The organism is Rhizobacter sp. OV335, assembly GCF_900142965.1.
In the GTDB taxonomy this organism is placed as follows: domain Bacteria; phylum Pseudomonadota; class Gammaproteobacteria; order Burkholderiales; family Burkholderiaceae_C; genus Rhizobacter.
Map to the genome: position 1 here is coordinate 139,629 of NZ_FRCQ01000010.1, position 15,007 is coordinate 154,635.

At 69.0% G+C, this 15,007-nt stretch carries 13 protein-coding genes; 4 read left to right on the top strand and 9 right to left on the bottom strand.

From position 1 onward, the window contains the following. The first annotated feature begins 2 nt into the window (after positions 1 to 2). From BUE42_RS12970 to eda, 3 genes are all read left to right on the top strand, one after another. A complete protein-coding gene (locus BUE42_RS12970) occupies positions 3 to 2,033 on the top strand; it encodes an AsmA family protein (protein WP_073465517.1) in 2,031 nt (676 codons plus the stop codon). A gap of 108 nt (positions 2,034 to 2,141) precedes the next feature. Then, positions 2,142 to 3,959 (top strand): phosphogluconate dehydratase, encoded by a 1,818-nt coding sequence (gene edd / locus BUE42_RS12975; RefSeq protein ID WP_073465518.1) that lies wholly within the window; start codon positions 2,142 to 2,144, stop codon positions 3,957 to 3,959. A gap of 31 nt (positions 3,960 to 3,990) precedes the next feature. Then, positions 3,991 to 4,617 carry a bifunctional 4-hydroxy-2-oxoglutarate aldolase/2-dehydro-3-deoxy-phosphogluconate aldolase gene (gene eda, locus BUE42_RS12980; RefSeq protein ID WP_073465519.1) on the top strand — a complete coding sequence of 209 codons (627 nt, stop codon included), beginning with the start codon at positions 3,991 to 3,993 and terminating at the stop codon, positions 4,615 to 4,617. 28 nt (positions 4,618 to 4,645) lie between these two features. Here the strand turns inward: eda and BUE42_RS12985 are convergent, their stop codons facing one another. From BUE42_RS12985 to BUE42_RS13005, 5 genes are all read right to left on the bottom strand, one after another. Further along, on the bottom strand, positions 4,646 to 5,758 hold the full coding sequence (locus BUE42_RS12985; RefSeq protein WP_143171471.1) for a hypothetical protein: 1,113 nt from the start codon (positions 5,756 to 5,758) through the stop codon (positions 4,646 to 4,648). 84 nt (positions 5,759 to 5,842) lie between these two features. After that, a complete protein-coding gene (locus BUE42_RS12990) occupies positions 5,843 to 7,555 on the bottom strand; it encodes an alkaline phosphatase D family protein (protein WP_073465521.1) in 1,713 nt (570 codons plus the stop codon). 70 nt (positions 7,556 to 7,625) lie between these two features. Further along, complete coding sequence (locus BUE42_RS12995) at positions 7,626 to 8,921, bottom strand: MFS transporter (protein WP_073465522.1); 1,296 nt, start codon at positions 8,919 to 8,921, stop codon at positions 7,626 to 7,628. Positions 8,922 to 8,945: 24 nt separating this feature from the next. Further along, entirely contained in the window at positions 8,946 to 9,335 is a 390-nt protein-coding gene (gene gloA / locus BUE42_RS13000; RefSeq protein WP_073465523.1) for a lactoylglutathione lyase, read from the bottom strand. A gap of 14 nt (positions 9,336 to 9,349) precedes the next feature. Further along, on the bottom strand, positions 9,350 to 9,892 hold the full coding sequence (locus BUE42_RS13005) for a PaaI family thioesterase (RefSeq protein WP_073465524.1): 543 nt from the start codon (positions 9,890 to 9,892) through the stop codon (positions 9,350 to 9,352). A 108-nt stretch (positions 9,893 to 10,000) separates the two neighbouring features. On the opposite strand from BUE42_RS13005, the gene BUE42_RS13010 reads away from it, so the two are divergent. Beyond that, positions 10,001 to 10,444, top strand: coding sequence for a MarR family winged helix-turn-helix transcriptional regulator (locus BUE42_RS13010; protein ID WP_369822966.1), 444 nt, complete (start codon positions 10,001 to 10,003; stop codon positions 10,442 to 10,444). Positions 10,445 to 10,465: 21 nt separating this feature from the next. Here BUE42_RS13010 and BUE42_RS13015 read toward each other — a convergent pair whose 3' ends face one another. Genes BUE42_RS13015 through BUE42_RS13030 form a run of 4 tightly spaced genes read right to left on the bottom strand, consistent with a single transcriptional unit; the run spans position 10,466 to position 14,983 of the window. Next, positions 10,466 to 10,954, bottom strand: coding sequence for a GFA family protein (locus BUE42_RS13015; RefSeq protein ID WP_073465525.1), 489 nt, complete (start codon positions 10,952 to 10,954; stop codon positions 10,466 to 10,468). Further along, a complete protein-coding gene (locus tag BUE42_RS13020) occupies positions 10,951 to 11,736 on the bottom strand; it encodes an SDR family NAD(P)-dependent oxidoreductase (RefSeq protein WP_073465526.1) in 786 nt (261 codons plus the stop codon). Before BUE42_RS13020 ends, BUE42_RS13015 begins: the two co-directional genes overlap by 4 nt. Before the next feature lie 25 nt (positions 11,737 to 11,761). After that, positions 11,762 to 13,276 carry a hypothetical protein gene (locus BUE42_RS13025; protein ID WP_073465527.1) on the bottom strand — a complete coding sequence of 505 codons (1,515 nt, stop codon included), beginning with the start codon at positions 13,274 to 13,276 and terminating at the stop codon, positions 11,762 to 11,764. Positions 13,277 to 13,282: 6 nt separating this feature from the next. After that, a complete protein-coding gene (locus tag BUE42_RS13030) occupies positions 13,283 to 14,983 on the bottom strand; it encodes an Hsp70 family protein (protein WP_073465528.1) in 1,701 nt (566 codons plus the stop codon). Between the last annotated feature and the right edge of the window lie 24 nt (positions 14,984 to 15,007).

The window sequence follows — 15,007 nt, forward strand, 5'->3', positions numbered from 1 at the left end:
CCGTGTCGCGGCGTCGTGCGTGGTCGTGGAGCCTGCTCGGCCTCGCCGGGGCCGTGCTGATGGCGCTGGTCGCGTGCGAGGCACTGGGCTGGCCCTTCCTCGTCGGCCCGGCGCAGCGGATGCTGGCCGACACGCTGAAGCGCGACGTGCGCCTCGCCGACGGCGCGGACCAGGGCCGCGTCCACCTGCTCGGCGGGTTGCGTGTCGACATCCCGCTGCTGGAGATCGGCAGCGCCGCGTGGAGCAAGGATCCGTACTTCCTGCGTGCCGAGAACGCCCAGCTGCGTGTCGCCTACGCGGCGCTGTGGCGCGCACACCGTGGCGACGCGCTCGACATCAAGCGCCTGCACGCCGACCGGCTGATCGTGCATGCCGAGCGCCGGGCCGACGGCAGCGCGTCATGGCAGTTCGGCGAGCCGAAGGCCCAGCAGGAAAAGGGCACGCGGTTGCCGCGCGTGCGCTCGCTGTCGGTGACCAACGGCGAGCTGACGGTCGTCGATGCGCCGTTGAAGGCCGACATCCACGCGGATGTGCGCCTGGCCGACCAGGACACGTCGGCACCGCTGCCCGCCGGTGCCGCCTCGGCGCCGCTGACCGGCCTGGTCGTGCGCGCGACCGGCACCTATGGCGGCTTCTCGCTCGAAGGCGGTCTGCGGTCGATCGGCGTGATGCCGCTGCTGGCCAGCGATGACGACGCACCGCCGGTGCCGGTGACGCTGAGCCTGGATGCCGGCGGCCGCGCTGCGCTGCGCTTCCGCGGCACCGTGACGGACGTGATGAAGCTGGGCGGCATGACGGGGAAGGTGCGCGTGAGCGGCGCCTCGCTGTCGGCGATCGGCGACCCGTTGGGCGTCACGCTGCCGACCACCGGACCGTTCGAGATCGAAGGCCGCGTCGCCAAGCATGGCGACGTGTGGAACGTGCTGGTCGACGACGCGACGGTCGGCAACAGCCGGCTGAATGCCGCGCTGACCTACGACATGCGCCCGAAGGTTCCGCGGCTGTCGGGCAAGGTCGCCGGACCGCGGTTGCTGCTGGCCGACCTGCTGCCCAGCATCGGCGTCGGGCCCGCACCGGCGCCCGCCGTCGCGCCCGGTCAGAAACCGCCGAAAAAGCCCGGCGATCGGGTGCTGCCGAACCGCGCGTTCGATCTTCCGTCGCTGAGCGCGATGGATGCGAACGTGCTGCTGGCCTTCGACCGGGCCGAGCTGGGCCGGATCTTCGCGCTGCCGCTGGAGCCGCTGCGCGCCCACCTGACGCTGGCCGACGGCAAGCTCGCGATCACCGACCTGGTGGCCAGCACGGCGGACGGGAGCCTGGCCGGGGCCGTGTCATTGGATGGCAAGCCGAAGCTCGCGCTGTGGGACAGCGACCTGCGCTGGAGCGGCGTGCGGCTGGAGCGCTGGCTGAACCAGGGCCGGCCGGCCGACAAGCCGCCCTACGTGACCGGCCGGCTGATCGGCCAGGCCAGGCTGAAGGGCGAGGGCCGCTCGACCGCCGAGATCCTCGGCAGCCTGGACGGCACGGTCGTCACGCGCATCGTCGAGGGCAAGATATCGCACTTGGCCGTCGAAGGCGCCGGGCTCGATGTGGCGCAGGCGCTCGGCGTGCTGGCCAAGGGCGACGAGTTGCTGACCGTCGACTGCGCGCTGGTCGACCTGCAAGCGAAGAAGGGCGTGCTGCGGCCGCGCGCGATGGTGATCGACACCAAGGATTCGACGATCTGGGCCGACGGCACCCTGTCGCTCGCCGAAGAGAACATGGACCTGCGCGCGGTCGTCACGCCGAAGGACATGAGCCCGCTGACGCTGCGCACGCCACTGCGCGTGCAGGGCACGTTCAGCGATCCGAAGATCTCGCTCGAGAAGGCGCCGCTCGCACGCAAGGTCGGCGCCAGCGTGCTGCTGGGCCTGCTGAATCCGCTGGCGGCGCTGATCCCGCTGGTCGACGTGGGCGAGCGGCAGCCTTCGGGCGGGGGTTGCAACGCCCTGCTCGAACGGGCGAAGCAGCACGCCCCGCCGGTGGGGGGGTGAGGCCCAGGCCCCATCGACGCGCAGGGGATGCGCTGTTGATTTGACGATGTAACTTGGTTACGCGATACTCGAAAGCCTGGTTACGACCCCGGCCGCGAGGTGCCGCCCATGAAACAAGTCCTGCAGGAAGTCACCCACCGCATCCGCGAACGCAGCACCCCGACGCGCACCGCCTACCTGGCCCGGATCGACAAGCTGGCGATGCGCCAGCGCGGTTCCGACCGCATGGGCTGTGCCAACGTCGCGCATGCCTTTGCCGCACTGCCGGCCAACGACAAGTTCAAGGTGGTGGCGCAACGCTCGCCGCACCTGGGCATCGTCACCTCGTACAACGACATGCTGTCGGCGCACCAGCCATACGAGCGCTTCCCCGACATCATTCGCGACGAAGCCCAGCGCCGCGGCGCGACGGTGCAGGTGGCCGGCGGCGTGCCGGCGATGTGCGACGGCGTGACGCAGGGCCTGCCCGGCATGGAGCTCAGCCTGTTCTCGCGCGACACCATCGCGATGAGCACCGCGGTCGCGCTGACGCACGACGTGTTCGATGCGGCGCTGCTGCTCGGCGTGTGCGACAAGATCGTGCCGGGGCTGCTGATCGGTGCGCTGCATTTCGGGCACCTGCCGTGCGTGTTCGTGCCGGCCGGGCCGATGGGCACCGGGCTGTCGAACACCGAGAAATCGAAGGTGCGCGAGAAGTACGCGCAAGGCCTGGTCGGCCGCGACCAGCTGCTCGAGGCCGAATCGGCCGCGTACCACGGCGCCGGCACCTGCACCTTCTACGGCACCGCCAACAGCAACCAGATGCTGCTCGAGGCGATGGGGCTGCACGTGCCCGGCGCCGCGTTCGTGCACCCGCATGCGCAGCTGCGCGAGGCGCTGACGCGCGAGGCGGTGCGCGCCGCGCTCGCGATCACGCAAGGCGGCGGGCGTTTCACGCCGATCGGCCGGCTGGTCGACGAGCGGGTGATCGTCAACGCGATGGTCGCGCTGCTGGCCACCGGCGGCTCGACCAACCACCTGATCCACTGGGTCGCGGTGGCGCGCGCCGCCGGCATCCTGATCGACTGGACCGATTTCTCCGAGCTGTCGCATGCCACGCCGCTGCTGGCGCGCGTCTACCCGAACGGCAGTGCCGACGTGAACCAGTTCCAGTCGGCCGGTGGGCCGGGCTTCGTGATCCGCGAGCTGCTCGATGCGGGCTACATGCATGCCGATGTCGCCGCGGTGGCCGAAGGCGGCATCGCGGCCTACGGCACGCTGCCGCACGGTGATGGCGAACGGCTGACCTGGTCGCCGCTGCCGGCGCAGAGCAACGACGACAGCGTCGTGCGCACCGCGGCCGCGCCGTTCAGCCCGTCGGGCGGCCTGAAGCTGCTGACCGGCAACCTCGGCCGGGCGGTGATCAAGATCTCGGCGGTGCCGGAAGACCGGCACGTCGTCGAGGCGCCGGCGCTGGTCTTCAACGCGCAGGAAGAACTGCTGGCCGCCTTCAAGGCCGGCGAGCTGGAGCGCGATTTCATCGCCGTCGTGCGCTTCCAGGGCCCGCGCGCGAACGGCATGCCCGAGCTGCACAAGCTGACGCCGCCGCTCGCGGTGGCGCAGGGCAAGGGCTTCAAGGTGGCGTTGGTCACCGACGGCCGCATGAGCGGCGCGTCGGGCAAGGTGCCGGCGGCGATCCACGTGAGCCCCGAGGTGCTCGGCGGCGGCCCGCTCGGCAAGGTGCGCAACGGTGACATCATCCGGCTCGACGCGGTCGCCGGCACCTTGCAGGCGCTGGTGCCCGACGCAGAATGGGCGGCCCGCGAGGTCGCGCAGATCGACGCGAAGCAGCAGGAGAACAACACCCACGACCTGGGCCGCGACCTGTTCGGCGGCATGCGCCGCAACGTGCTGAGCGCCGAGCAGGGCGCGGTCACCTGGCTCTGAATCCTTCAAACCTTCGACAAGAGAACCCCGCATGAACACGCTCGAACTGGCCGGCCACGGCCCGGTGATCCCGGTGATCGTCATCAACCAGCTGGCCGACGCGGTGCCGATGGCCCGTGCGCTGGTGGAGGGTGGCGTCAAGGTGCTCGAAGTGACGCTGCGCACGCCGGTGGCGCTGCAGTGCATGGAGGCGATCGCGAGAGAGGTGCCCGAGGCCATCCTCGGCGCCGGCACCGTGCGCAGCGTGGCCGATGCGAAGGCGGCGCTGAACGCCGGCTGCAAGTTTGCGGTGAGCCCGGGCTACACCAGCGAGATCGGCCGCGCGTGCCGCGAGATGGGCCTGCCGCTGCTGCCCGGCACCGCGACTGGCAGCGAGGTGATGCAGGCCAACGCCGACGGCTACTTCTTCCTGAAGTTCTTCCCGGCGATGCAGGCCGGCGGCATCCCGATGCTGAAGGCGCTGGCCGGGCCGTTCACCGACGTGGTGTTCTGCCCGACCGGCGGCATCACGCTGGAGACGGCGCCGCAGTTTCTTGCCTTGCCCAACGTCAAGGTGTGCGGCGGGTCCTGGCTGACGCCGGCGGATGCGGTGAAGGCGGGTGACTGGGCACGCATCACGCAGCTGGCGAAGGAAGCCGCCGCGCTGCGCGCGGCGTGATGGCCTAGCTCTTTCGCAGGCAGCAGGTTCAGTCCGACAGGATGAAGGCTGCCTGAATGAAGGTCGCGGCAGTTTCCGGTGTACTGGCCATCGTGCGGGTCAGCCGAACTTTGCCGTTTTCAGTCGCGAATTCCAGCGTGAGTTCTTCGTCGCCGCCGGGGTTCTCGGCACTGCTGCAAAGCAGATCGATGAGCGCTTTACGCTTGCGCTCGTCGCCCGGGATGGAGCCACTGCTGAAAATGCGATTTTGCTCAGCGAATACAGGTTGACCGAGACATTCTGTCAGTGCATCTCTCCAAATCGCGGAAATTTTATCGATCAATGGCTCGGCGGTGCCGGGTATCATTTCGGTGTGAATTTCCTTCGGGGATTGAATTTGATTGGATGACTCGTCGCGAGTGATTATGTAGGCTACGAGGTCACCGTCGGCATCGAATGTCCTTTGTTTGTCAAGCTTCTGGACGATATCCTGCGGGAAGTTGTTGTCTGTTGCGTCGATGATCAAGGATGTACTATTTTTCTGCAGGTCTATCAGGTAGTCGGCCAACAACTTCACGTCAGACGACTTGCCTGTCCCAAGATCATTGTGCTCCAAGTAGAGGTAGCGCAAATTTCCTTTGGATTGCTCGTAAATGAAGCGGAGAGTCTTTCGGAAGTTGGCAGTCAGATTGTTGTTGCTCAGATCCAAGGCGTTCAGCTGGGGAATTGGCAACATGCGTACGAGACGATCGATATTGGCATCACCCAGATTCTGCCCAGCAATATAGATCTCCGTGTAGAGGTTGATCTTGGCGGTTGCCGTCAGAAATTCAATGGCAGTCCCCAGATTCGCGATCTCTTGTTCTGATATCGCTCTCCCGAGTTTTTCAAAACTGAGGTCAACGCAATCCTCATTCACGACGGCATTGTAGATATCTTCAGCCGAGATTTCTTTGGCTTTTGGCGACAATGAAGCAGGTGAAGTGGGTTTCGGCAGTGCCTCTCTGGAATTTTCCCGGCTCAACGACATCTTCCGGTTTGCAGGTGTGCCGGGTTTGTTCAGGTTTGAATCAGGCGATTTTCGCGTTGTCAGGCCGTTGACTTTAGGTAGCACGTTGAGATCCCGATGTTTGATGACTCGGGTGAGTAACTTCGCCCGCACGCAGGTTCCAATGCGGGTGCAACTGGCAATCGGCCGTGGCAGATGCGCGACGTCGGATTCCCGGATGCCACTCCGGGTCGGCGGTCAGACTTCGATCAACTTGCGGTTCGCGCCGCCCGGCAGCGTGCGCAGGCTGCGCCCGGTGCTGGCCACGTACTCGCGCTTCAGGATCGTGTCGACGAACACCCAGTCGGCGCGCGCCTCGCTCGCTGTCACGTTCAGCACCATGTAGCCGCGCAGGCTGGTCTGCGCGTACTGCAACGGCCCGATCAGCTGCGTCAGCGCGGCCGCGAACGCGGTCGGTTCCTCGCTCGTGAAAATCGTCTCGAAGCCGGGCGACGTCACCGACGAGGTCGCGAACTCCACGCCGACCGCATTCCCCGACAAATCCTTCAGGTCGCTGGCCCAGGCGTTGTGCGTGTCGCCGGCCAGCGAGATCAGGTTCTTGTCGTATGCGCGCGCCGTGCCGAGCACGGTCTCACGCGCGGCCGCATAGCCATCCCAGGCGTCGAGGTTGTACGGGATCGCCGGCTGCGCGAGGATGGCCTGCTCGGTCGGTGTCAGCGTGCCCGGCGCGGTGGCCGCCTTCGTCGCGATCGCGCCATACGCGGCCACGCTGATCTGCTGCGTGACGATCGGCGCCGGCACGTTCATGCGCGCCATCAGCACCTGCTGGCCGAGCACCTGCCAGGTGGCCGTGGACGCCTGCAGCTTCGACTGCAGCCAGGCCGTCTGCGTGGCACCCATCAGCTGGCGCGTCGGGTTGCCGACCGCGTCGGTGAAGCCCTTCGCATCGAAGCCCGACGCGGTGATGTAGTTCGCATAGCTCAGCTGCTGGTCGCGGCCGACCTGGCGCGTGTCCAGCATGTGCAGCGACAGCAGCGTGCCGAAATCGAACGAGCGGTAGACCTGGTCCGGCTTGCTCGCATCGGGCAGGCGGATCGGGATCCACTCCAGGTAGGCCTGGATCGCGGCCGCGCGGCGCGCGCTGAAGCTGCCTTCGGTCGCGGGCGTGTGGTTCTCGGCCCCGCCGGTCCAGGTGTCGTTGGCGACCTCGTGGTCGTCCCACACCGCGATCATCGGCGTCGCGGCATGCAGCGCCTGCAGGTCGACATCGCCGCGGTACTGCGCGTAGCGGCGGCGGTAGTCGGCGAGCGTCAGCGTCTCGTTGGCCGGATCGGAGACGCGTCCGAGCGCGGCAGCGGTGTCCGATGCATAGCCGGCCGCGTCGTATTCGTAGATGTAGTCGCCCAGGTGCAGCGCGGCGTCGAAGTCGTTGCGCTTGGCCGCCTCGGCGTACACGTTGAAGTAGCCGGCCGGGTAGTTCGAGCACGAGAACACCGCGAGCCGCACCTGCGACACGGCGCCCACCGGCAGCGTCTTCGTGCGGCCGGTGGCCGATCGCTTGCTGCCGATGCCGAAGCGGTAGTGGTAGATGGTGTTGGCGGCGAGGCCGGTGACGTCGACCTTGGCGGTGTAGTCCTGCGCCGCGCTGGTACTGACGCTGCCCGATTTGACGATGCTCGCGAACTGGCTGTCGCTCGCGAGTTCCCAGTTCAGCTGCAGCGTGGCATCGGCCGACGGTGTCGCGCGCGTCCACAGGATCACGCGGTCGCTCAGCGGGTCGCCGCTGGCAACGCCATGCCTGAACTCGACGCCCGCGCCGGCGTCAGCGCCAGCCTCGGAAGGACCGTCATCGCTGCCGCCGCAGCCCGCAAGGCCCAGCCCGCCACCGACGGCAACGGTGCCCAGGGCGACATCGCGGATGAACTGGCGGCGTGAGGTATCGATGCTCATGAACGGCTTCCCAAGTGGTGGTGCAAAGCCCGCCACTGTGGAAAGCGTTCATGACACAGGCATGAAGGTTCTACGCGGTCTTCAAGGCAGCGCCGGCCGCCGCCTGCCGCCGGATCAGCAGCACCGAGACGGCAGCCACCAGGCAAGCCGCACCCGCCGCGAACAGCGCCGGGTTGTACGTCAGCAGCAGCGTGCGCGTCAGGCCCGCGCCATAGGCCGCCACCGCCGCGCCCAACTGGTGCGACGCGAACACCCAGCCGAAGATCATGCCGGCGCGCTCCTTGCCGAACTCCTGCGCGGCGAGCTTCACGGTGGGCGGCACGGTCGCGATCCAGTCCAGCCCGTAGAACATCGCGAAGGTCGCGAGGCCGTACAGCGTGAACGTCGAATACGGCAGCCAGAACAGCGACAGCCCGCGCAGCCCGTAGTACCAGAACAGCAGCTTGCGGTTGTCGTAGCGGTCGGACAGGTAGCCCGACAGCGTGGTGCCGACCAGGTCGAACGCGCCCATCATCGACAGCACCGACGCCGCCGGCACGGCCGACAGCCCGTTGTCGCTGCACAGCGAGATGAAGTGCGTCTGCAGCAGGCCGTTGGTGCTGAGCCCGCAGATGAAGAAGCTGGCCGCGAGGATCCAGAACGTGCGGTTGCGCGAGGCCTCGCGCAGCACCTTGAACGGCCCGAGGAAGTTCAGCGGCGCGGCGGCCGGCACCGGCGGCACCGCGGTACCTTCGGGTTCGCCGAGCGACAGCAGCCCCAGCTCGCTCGGGTGGTTGCGCATGAAGAAGGTGACCAGTGCCGCCACGATCACGCAGGCGATGAAGATCGGGATCACCGCATAGCGCCAGCCGTGGTGCTCGATGATCCAGGCCGCGAGCGGCAGGAAGATCAACTGCCCGGTGGCGGTGCTCGCGGCGAACATGCCGACCACCAGCCCGCGGTTGGCGGTGAACCAGCGGTTCGCGACCATCGCGCCCAGCACCAGCGCGGTGAGGCCGGTGCCGCAGCCCAGCATCAGCCCCCACAGCAGGAACAGCTGCCACAGCTGCGTGATGCCGGTGGCCAGCACCATCGCAACCGCGATCAGGCTGGCGGCGGCCACCATGATGCGCGGCAGCCCGAAGCGGGCGATGAAGATCGCGGCGAACGGCCCGAGCAGGCCGAACAGCGCGAAGCGCACCGCGAAGACGGACGACAGCTGGTCGGTGGTCCAGCCGAACTCCTTCGACAGCGGCTGCATCATCGCGCCCGGCAGGCCGAGCGCGGCCGAGGTGGTCAGCATCGCGAAGAAGGTGACCGCGGCGATCACCCACGCGTAGTGGATGCCGCGGCGGCCGAGCGAGGTGGAAATGCGTTGGGAGAGCATGGCGGGGTGTCCTCGGCGCAGGGCTCAGTCGAAGCGGCGTTCGATCAGTTCGACCTTGTAGCCGTCCGGATCGGTGATGAAGGCGATGACGGTGCTGCCGCCCTTGACCGGCCCGGCCTCGCGCGTGACGTTGCCGCCGCCGGCGCGGATGCGGTCGCAGGCCGCGGCGGCATCGGGCACCGCGATCGCGATGTGGCCGTAGGCGGTGCCGAGGTCATACGAGCTGACGCCGTGGTTGTAGGTCAGCTCCAGCTCGGCATGCTCCGGGTTCGGGCCGTAGCCGAGGAACGCGAGCGAGTAGTGCTGCGACGGGTTCTCGGACTGGCGCAGCAGCGTCATGCCCATGATGTGGGTGTAGAAGTCGATCGAGCGCTGCAGGTCGCCGACGCGCAGCATGGTGTGGAGGAGTCGCATGGGAAGGTGTCCGTTCAGGAGGCGTCGAAGATGAAGCAGGTGGTGGAGGCGTGGGCGTACAGCTTGCCGTCGGGGCCGACCAGGCGCCCTTCGGCGGTGGCCATGCGGCCGCCGACGTGGATCACGCTGCCGATGGCGCGCAGCACCGGCACCCGCTGGGTGACGGCGCGCACATAGTTGATCTTGAGTTCGGCGGTGGTGTAGGCCTTGCTGGCGGCGAGCGTGGTGTGCACCGCGCAGCCGACGCACGAGTCGAGCAGCGTCGCGATCCAGCCGCCGTGCACCGTGCCGAGCGGGTTGTAGTGGCGCAGCAGCGGCGTGCCCTGGAACACCGCGCGGCCGGGCGACATCTCGATCGGCAGGAAGTCCATCGTCTCGCCGATCGGCGGCGGGGGCAGGTGGCCGTCGAAGATGGCTTGGAAGAACTGCAGGCCGCTGAGGCCTTCGACCTGGTCGGGGCGGGCCACGCCCGGCGGCAGCAGGCGGGCGCGGTGCGCGGCGGCCTCGGCCTCCCACTGGGCCAGCACGGCGGCGGCATCGACGACGGGTGTGTCCATGATCGGTCGCCCGGCGGGGCTTAAAGTTGCAATTGCAATGATTGTAGCTACAATTGTTTGATCATGCCAAGCGCCACGACGAAGACTGATCCGAAAGCCGAGTTGAAAGTGACGGGCCCCCATGGCTGCACCAGCCTGAAGGTGCGCCAGCTGTCACGCCGGGTCAGCCAGCACTTCGACCGCATCGTCGCCGATGCCGACCTGAAGACGACGCAGTACTCGCTGCTGTCGCAGCTGGTGTCGCTCGGGCCGGTGAAGCCTGGGGTGCTGGCGGCCCACATGGAGATGGACGCGTCGACGCTGACGCGCAACCTGCAGCCGCTGGTGGCGCAGGGCTGGGTCACGGTGGGGCCGGGCGAAGACGGCCGCAGCCGCGTGGTCGAGGCCACCGCGGCCGGCCGCGTCAAGCGCGACGAGGCGCGCCGCGAGTGGAAGCGGGCGCAGGTGGCGTTCAACGAGCGCCTGGGCGACGAGCGCGTGGTGCGGCTGCACGCGCTGATCGAAGAGTGCCTTGCGGTGATGAACGAAACCGAGGCCGGCTCGGCGCCTTGAGGCGTTCGGGGTCGCGACAGCTCAGCGCGCCTGGCGCGCGACCTCTGCGCCCGGCTGCACCTCATCGCCATAGGCCGCCTTCCAGCGCTGGGTCAGCTTCAGGTGCTCATCCAGCCGGGTGCCGGGGAGCCCGTCGTCGACCTCCCAGTTCGCCACCTTCGACTCGATCGCGAAATGCGAGACCGGCGTGATCGCCGACGGGTCGTCCAGGCTGCCGACCGAGAGGTCCATGTGCTGCGAGCCCTCGTACGCGAAGCTCAGCGGCGTGCCGCAGTTGCCGCAGAAGCCGCGCAGTGCGAACTTCGACGAGGCGTAGGTTTTCGGCGGCTCGGTCAGCCACTCGACCTGGTCGCGCCGCAGGTTCAGGAACGGCACGCGCGTGTTGCCGAAGGCCAGCTGGCACATGCGGCAGTGGCAGTAGTAGCCCTCGCGCTTGTCGGGCGCGGCGCGGTAGCGGATGCGGCCGCACAGGCAGCCGCCTTCAAGGCTGGGTGCGGCGGCCGCGCTCATGTCGCCACCGTGTAGTTCAGCGTGAGCCGCCCGCCATCCACATAGACGATCTCGCCGGTCATGTAGCTCGCCGCGCTGCTCAGCAGAAAGGCCGCCACGTCGGCGATCTCGCCCGGCTCGCCGAGCCGCTTCATCGGCGTGCGGCTCATGATGCGGGCGCGTGCCTCCTCGCTGCCCAGCACCGCGTTCTTCGCGAGCTCGGTCGCGATCGTGCCGGGCGCCACCGCGTTGACGCGGATGCCGTGGTCGGCCAGCGACAGCGCCATCACCCGCGTCAGCTGGTTGATGCCGCCCTTGCTCGCGTTGTAGCTCGCGATGCTCGGGATCGCCATCACGCTGTTCACCGAGCTCATGTTGACGATCGCGCCGCCGCCGGTCTTCACCATCTCGCGCGCGACCGCCTGGCCGACCAGGAACGAGCCCTTCAGGTTGATGTCGATCACCGCATCCCAGTCGGCTTCGGTGATCTCGAGGAAATCGGCCGCCTTGAAGATGCCGGCGTTGTTGACCAGCCCGTCGATGCGGCCGAAGGCGGCCAGGGTGCCGGCCACCGCGGCATCGACCTCGGTCTTCTTCGAGACATCGCAGTGCAGGTAGTGCGCGCGCTGGCCTTCGGCGCTCAACGCATCGGCCACCGCCTGGCCGCGGCTGTCGTCGACATCCCACAGCGCCACCGCGGCGCCGTCGCGCGAGAGCCGCTGCGCGCAGGCAGCGCCGATGCCTTGCGACGCGCCGGTGATCACGATGACCTGCCCATGCAGGTTGAACTGGACCGGTTTCATGGAGGCTCCCCAAAAGGGAGCGAGTTTAGAACCGGGCCGCCAGCCGGCGCGCGAAGCGCAGCGATTGCCGCTGGATCCAGGTCAGACCGAGCATGGTGGCCACCGCCACCGGCAGCGCCAGGGTCGGCGCCACCGGGTGCCCGACGAGCGCCGGCGTGAGAGCGAGCAGCAGGGCGGCCAGCACCAGCCGCGTGCCCGAGCGTTCGGCCACCCACGCGAAGCAGGTCGGCAGCAGCACGGTCACCAGCAGCAGGCCGGCGGCCCGACCCTGGGCGTCGGCGCGCAGGCGTTCGTCGGGAACCCAGCGGCGCTGCAGGTGGATCTGCACGCCGGCCATGACCCAGGCGAACGCGAGGGCCCAGGCCGGGAAGCCCTGCAGTTGCAGCGAGAACGCGATGTAGCCGCCCAGCGTGGCCGCCAGCAGCACCTGCTCCGGTTCCTGCGGCGCGCTCAGCAGCAGGCCCGCGATCAGCAGCAGGATCGCCACCACCGTGAGCTCCGGCCAGGCGGCCTGCCAAAGCAGCGAGGCCAGCGCAGCAGCCAGGATCAGGGCCACGCCCAACCAGGGTGCCAGGCGCTGCCAGTGCGGCACCCAGGAAGCAGGCAGCAGGTTGCCGCGGCGTCGCAGGCCGTAGAGCAGGCCGAAGATCAGCAGCAGCGGGACGACGGTGCCCACGGCAACCCCCAGCGCCCGCCAGGTGCCGACCGCGGCCTCGCTCGCGTCGAGCGTGATGATGGCGCCCAGCGCGTAGATGCCCGCCGCGACGGCCAGTGTGCGCAGCCATTGCGCGCCCTTCAGCACCCGGGCGAGTTGCCCGAGCAGGCCGGCATCGAAGCCGATGCGTGACATCAAGGCCGGACCGGTCGACGCGATCTGGCGCTGCAGCGGCAGGCCCATCAGCGTGGCCAGCAGCAACGCGCGCAGCCAGCGGCCGCGCTCCAGCAAGGCGTGCAGGCCGACGAGGTCCACATGCGTGTGCAGCAGCTGCCCATCGGTCAGCGGCCGCTTGAGCCCGGCCAGCGCCGCCTGCACCGCCTGCGCCCGCCCGGGCCCGATCAGGCGCTCGGTGCGGAAATCGTCCAGCCAGTTGAAGTGCGCCTGCAGCATCCCGAGCAGGGCCGACGGCAGCAGCGGCGTGCGCAGCACCAGGTCGGCAAAGCGCGCCGAGGCCTCGGCTTCCTGGCCCAGCGGCAGGTCGTTCAGGTGCCGGCGCAGCACCGGCACCAGCGCCTCGAGCGCGGCCGGGCCGAGCGGCACGGCGCGGGTGACGAGCTCGCACAGCGCTTCGGGCGACGGCGATTCGACGACCGGCTCCTCGATCGTCACCTCGACCGGCTCCACGGGTTCCGGCGCGGCCGCCCGCACCGCTTGCCGATGCCGCGCCCATGCGACCATCCGGTCATAGGCCTCGCGCAGCGCCTGGTAAGCCTGCGCGTCGTCGTCCGGCCGCGTCAGCTTCAGCTTCGCGGCGTAGCTGCGCTTGATCAGCACCAGCTCATCGGTGGGCTCCGGGAGCCCGAGCACCTGCCAGTCGTGCATCGCCGGTCAGAAGCGGAAGCCGCTGTCGATGCTGTCCAGCGCCTGGCGGAACTCCTGGCGCGCGGTCCGCACCGTGCGCGCGTCCTGCGTGTTCAGCGCCGCTTCGAACTGCGCCATCCAGGCCTGCAGCGCGGTGCGCTCCTCGCCCAGCCGGTCTTCGTACAGGCGCTTCGCGCGCTCCAGCAGGTAGCGGTTCTCTTCCTCGTCGCGCGGGTGGCGCTTCAGCAGCGCGAGCCGTTCGAGCGCCGACGCGATGGCCGCGGCGTCCATCTGCGTCGAGGTGTTGTGGATCAGCGTGTTGGTGATGCGGCCGCTCGTGGTCTCGCGCGCATCGACGTCCAGCAGGCCGTTCGCGTCGTAGGTGAAGCGCACCTCCAGCGTTGCCTCGCCGGCCCGGCGCGGCGGCATCTCGACGTCCAGCACGCCCAGCGCCAGGTTCTCCGAGCCCAGCGGCGATTCGCCCTGGCGGATGTCGATGCGGATGCTCTTCTGGTTGTCGACCACCGTCGAGTAGACGCCGATGCGCGACACCGGCACCGGCGTGTTGCGCTCGATGATCGGCGAGAAGCGGTCGGCCACCAGCGCGTCGCCGACCTGCTGCGACGCGACGATGCCGAGCGAATACGGCATCACGTCGGTCAGCACCACCTCGGCCAGTGCGGCATCGCGTGCCTTCAGCCCGGCCTGCACCGCGGCGCCCTGCGCGATCGCGAGGTCGGGGTCGATGGTGCGCAGCGGCAGGCGCTGGAACAGCCGGGTCGTCAGCTGGCGGATCATCGGCATGCGCGTCGCGCCGCCGACCAGCACCACCTCGTCGAGCGACGCGACGTCGATCTTCGCGTCGTACAGCGCGCGCTCGATCGGGCGGCGCAGGCGCTGCAGCAGCTCGGCGCTCGCGGCCTCGAAATCGGCGCGGGTGATCGTGCATTCGATGCGCCGGCCTTGATGCACCAGCGCCATCGCGGCACGGTCGGCATCGCTCAGGTCGCGCTTGGCCTGCTCGGCGGCACGCCACCAAGCGCCGCCCTGCAGCAGCGCTTCGCGCTCGGCCGGCGCCAGGCCGTCGCAGCGCTCGACGAACAGCCGGCCCAGCGACTGCACGAAGTCCTCGCCGCCCAGCCGGGTGTCGCCGGCGCTCGCGCGCACCTCGACGACGCCCTCGAAATACTCCAGCACCGAGACGTCGAAGGTGCCGCCGCCCAGGTCGAAGATCAGGAAGCTGCTGTGCTCGCTGCGCTCCTGCAGGCCGTAGGCGAGGCCGGCGGCGGTCGGCTCGTTCAGCAGCCGCTCCACCGTCAGCCCGGCCAGCTCGCCGGCGGTGCGGGTGGCGCGCCGCTGCGCCTCGTTGAAGTAGGCGGGCACGGTGATCACCGCCTCGGTCACCGGCTCGCCGAGCAGCGCCTCGGCATCGGCCTTCAGCGATTGCAGCACCAGCGCCGACAGCTCCTCGGGCCGGAAATCGCGCGTGCCGAGCCGCAGCGTGCGGTCGGTGCCCATCCAGCGCTTGAAGCCCTGTGCGGTGCGGCCGGGGTGGGTGCTGGCGCGCTCGCGTGCGGTCAGGCCGACCAGCGTGCGGCCCTCGTCGTCGAGGCTGACCACCGACGGGGTCGAGAAGTCGCCGTGCACGTTGCGGACCAGTTGCGGCTGCCCATCCTGGAAGAAGCCGATCAGGCTGTTGGTCGTGCCGAGGTCGATGCCGACGATCATGGTGCGCAGCGCGGGTCGACCCCG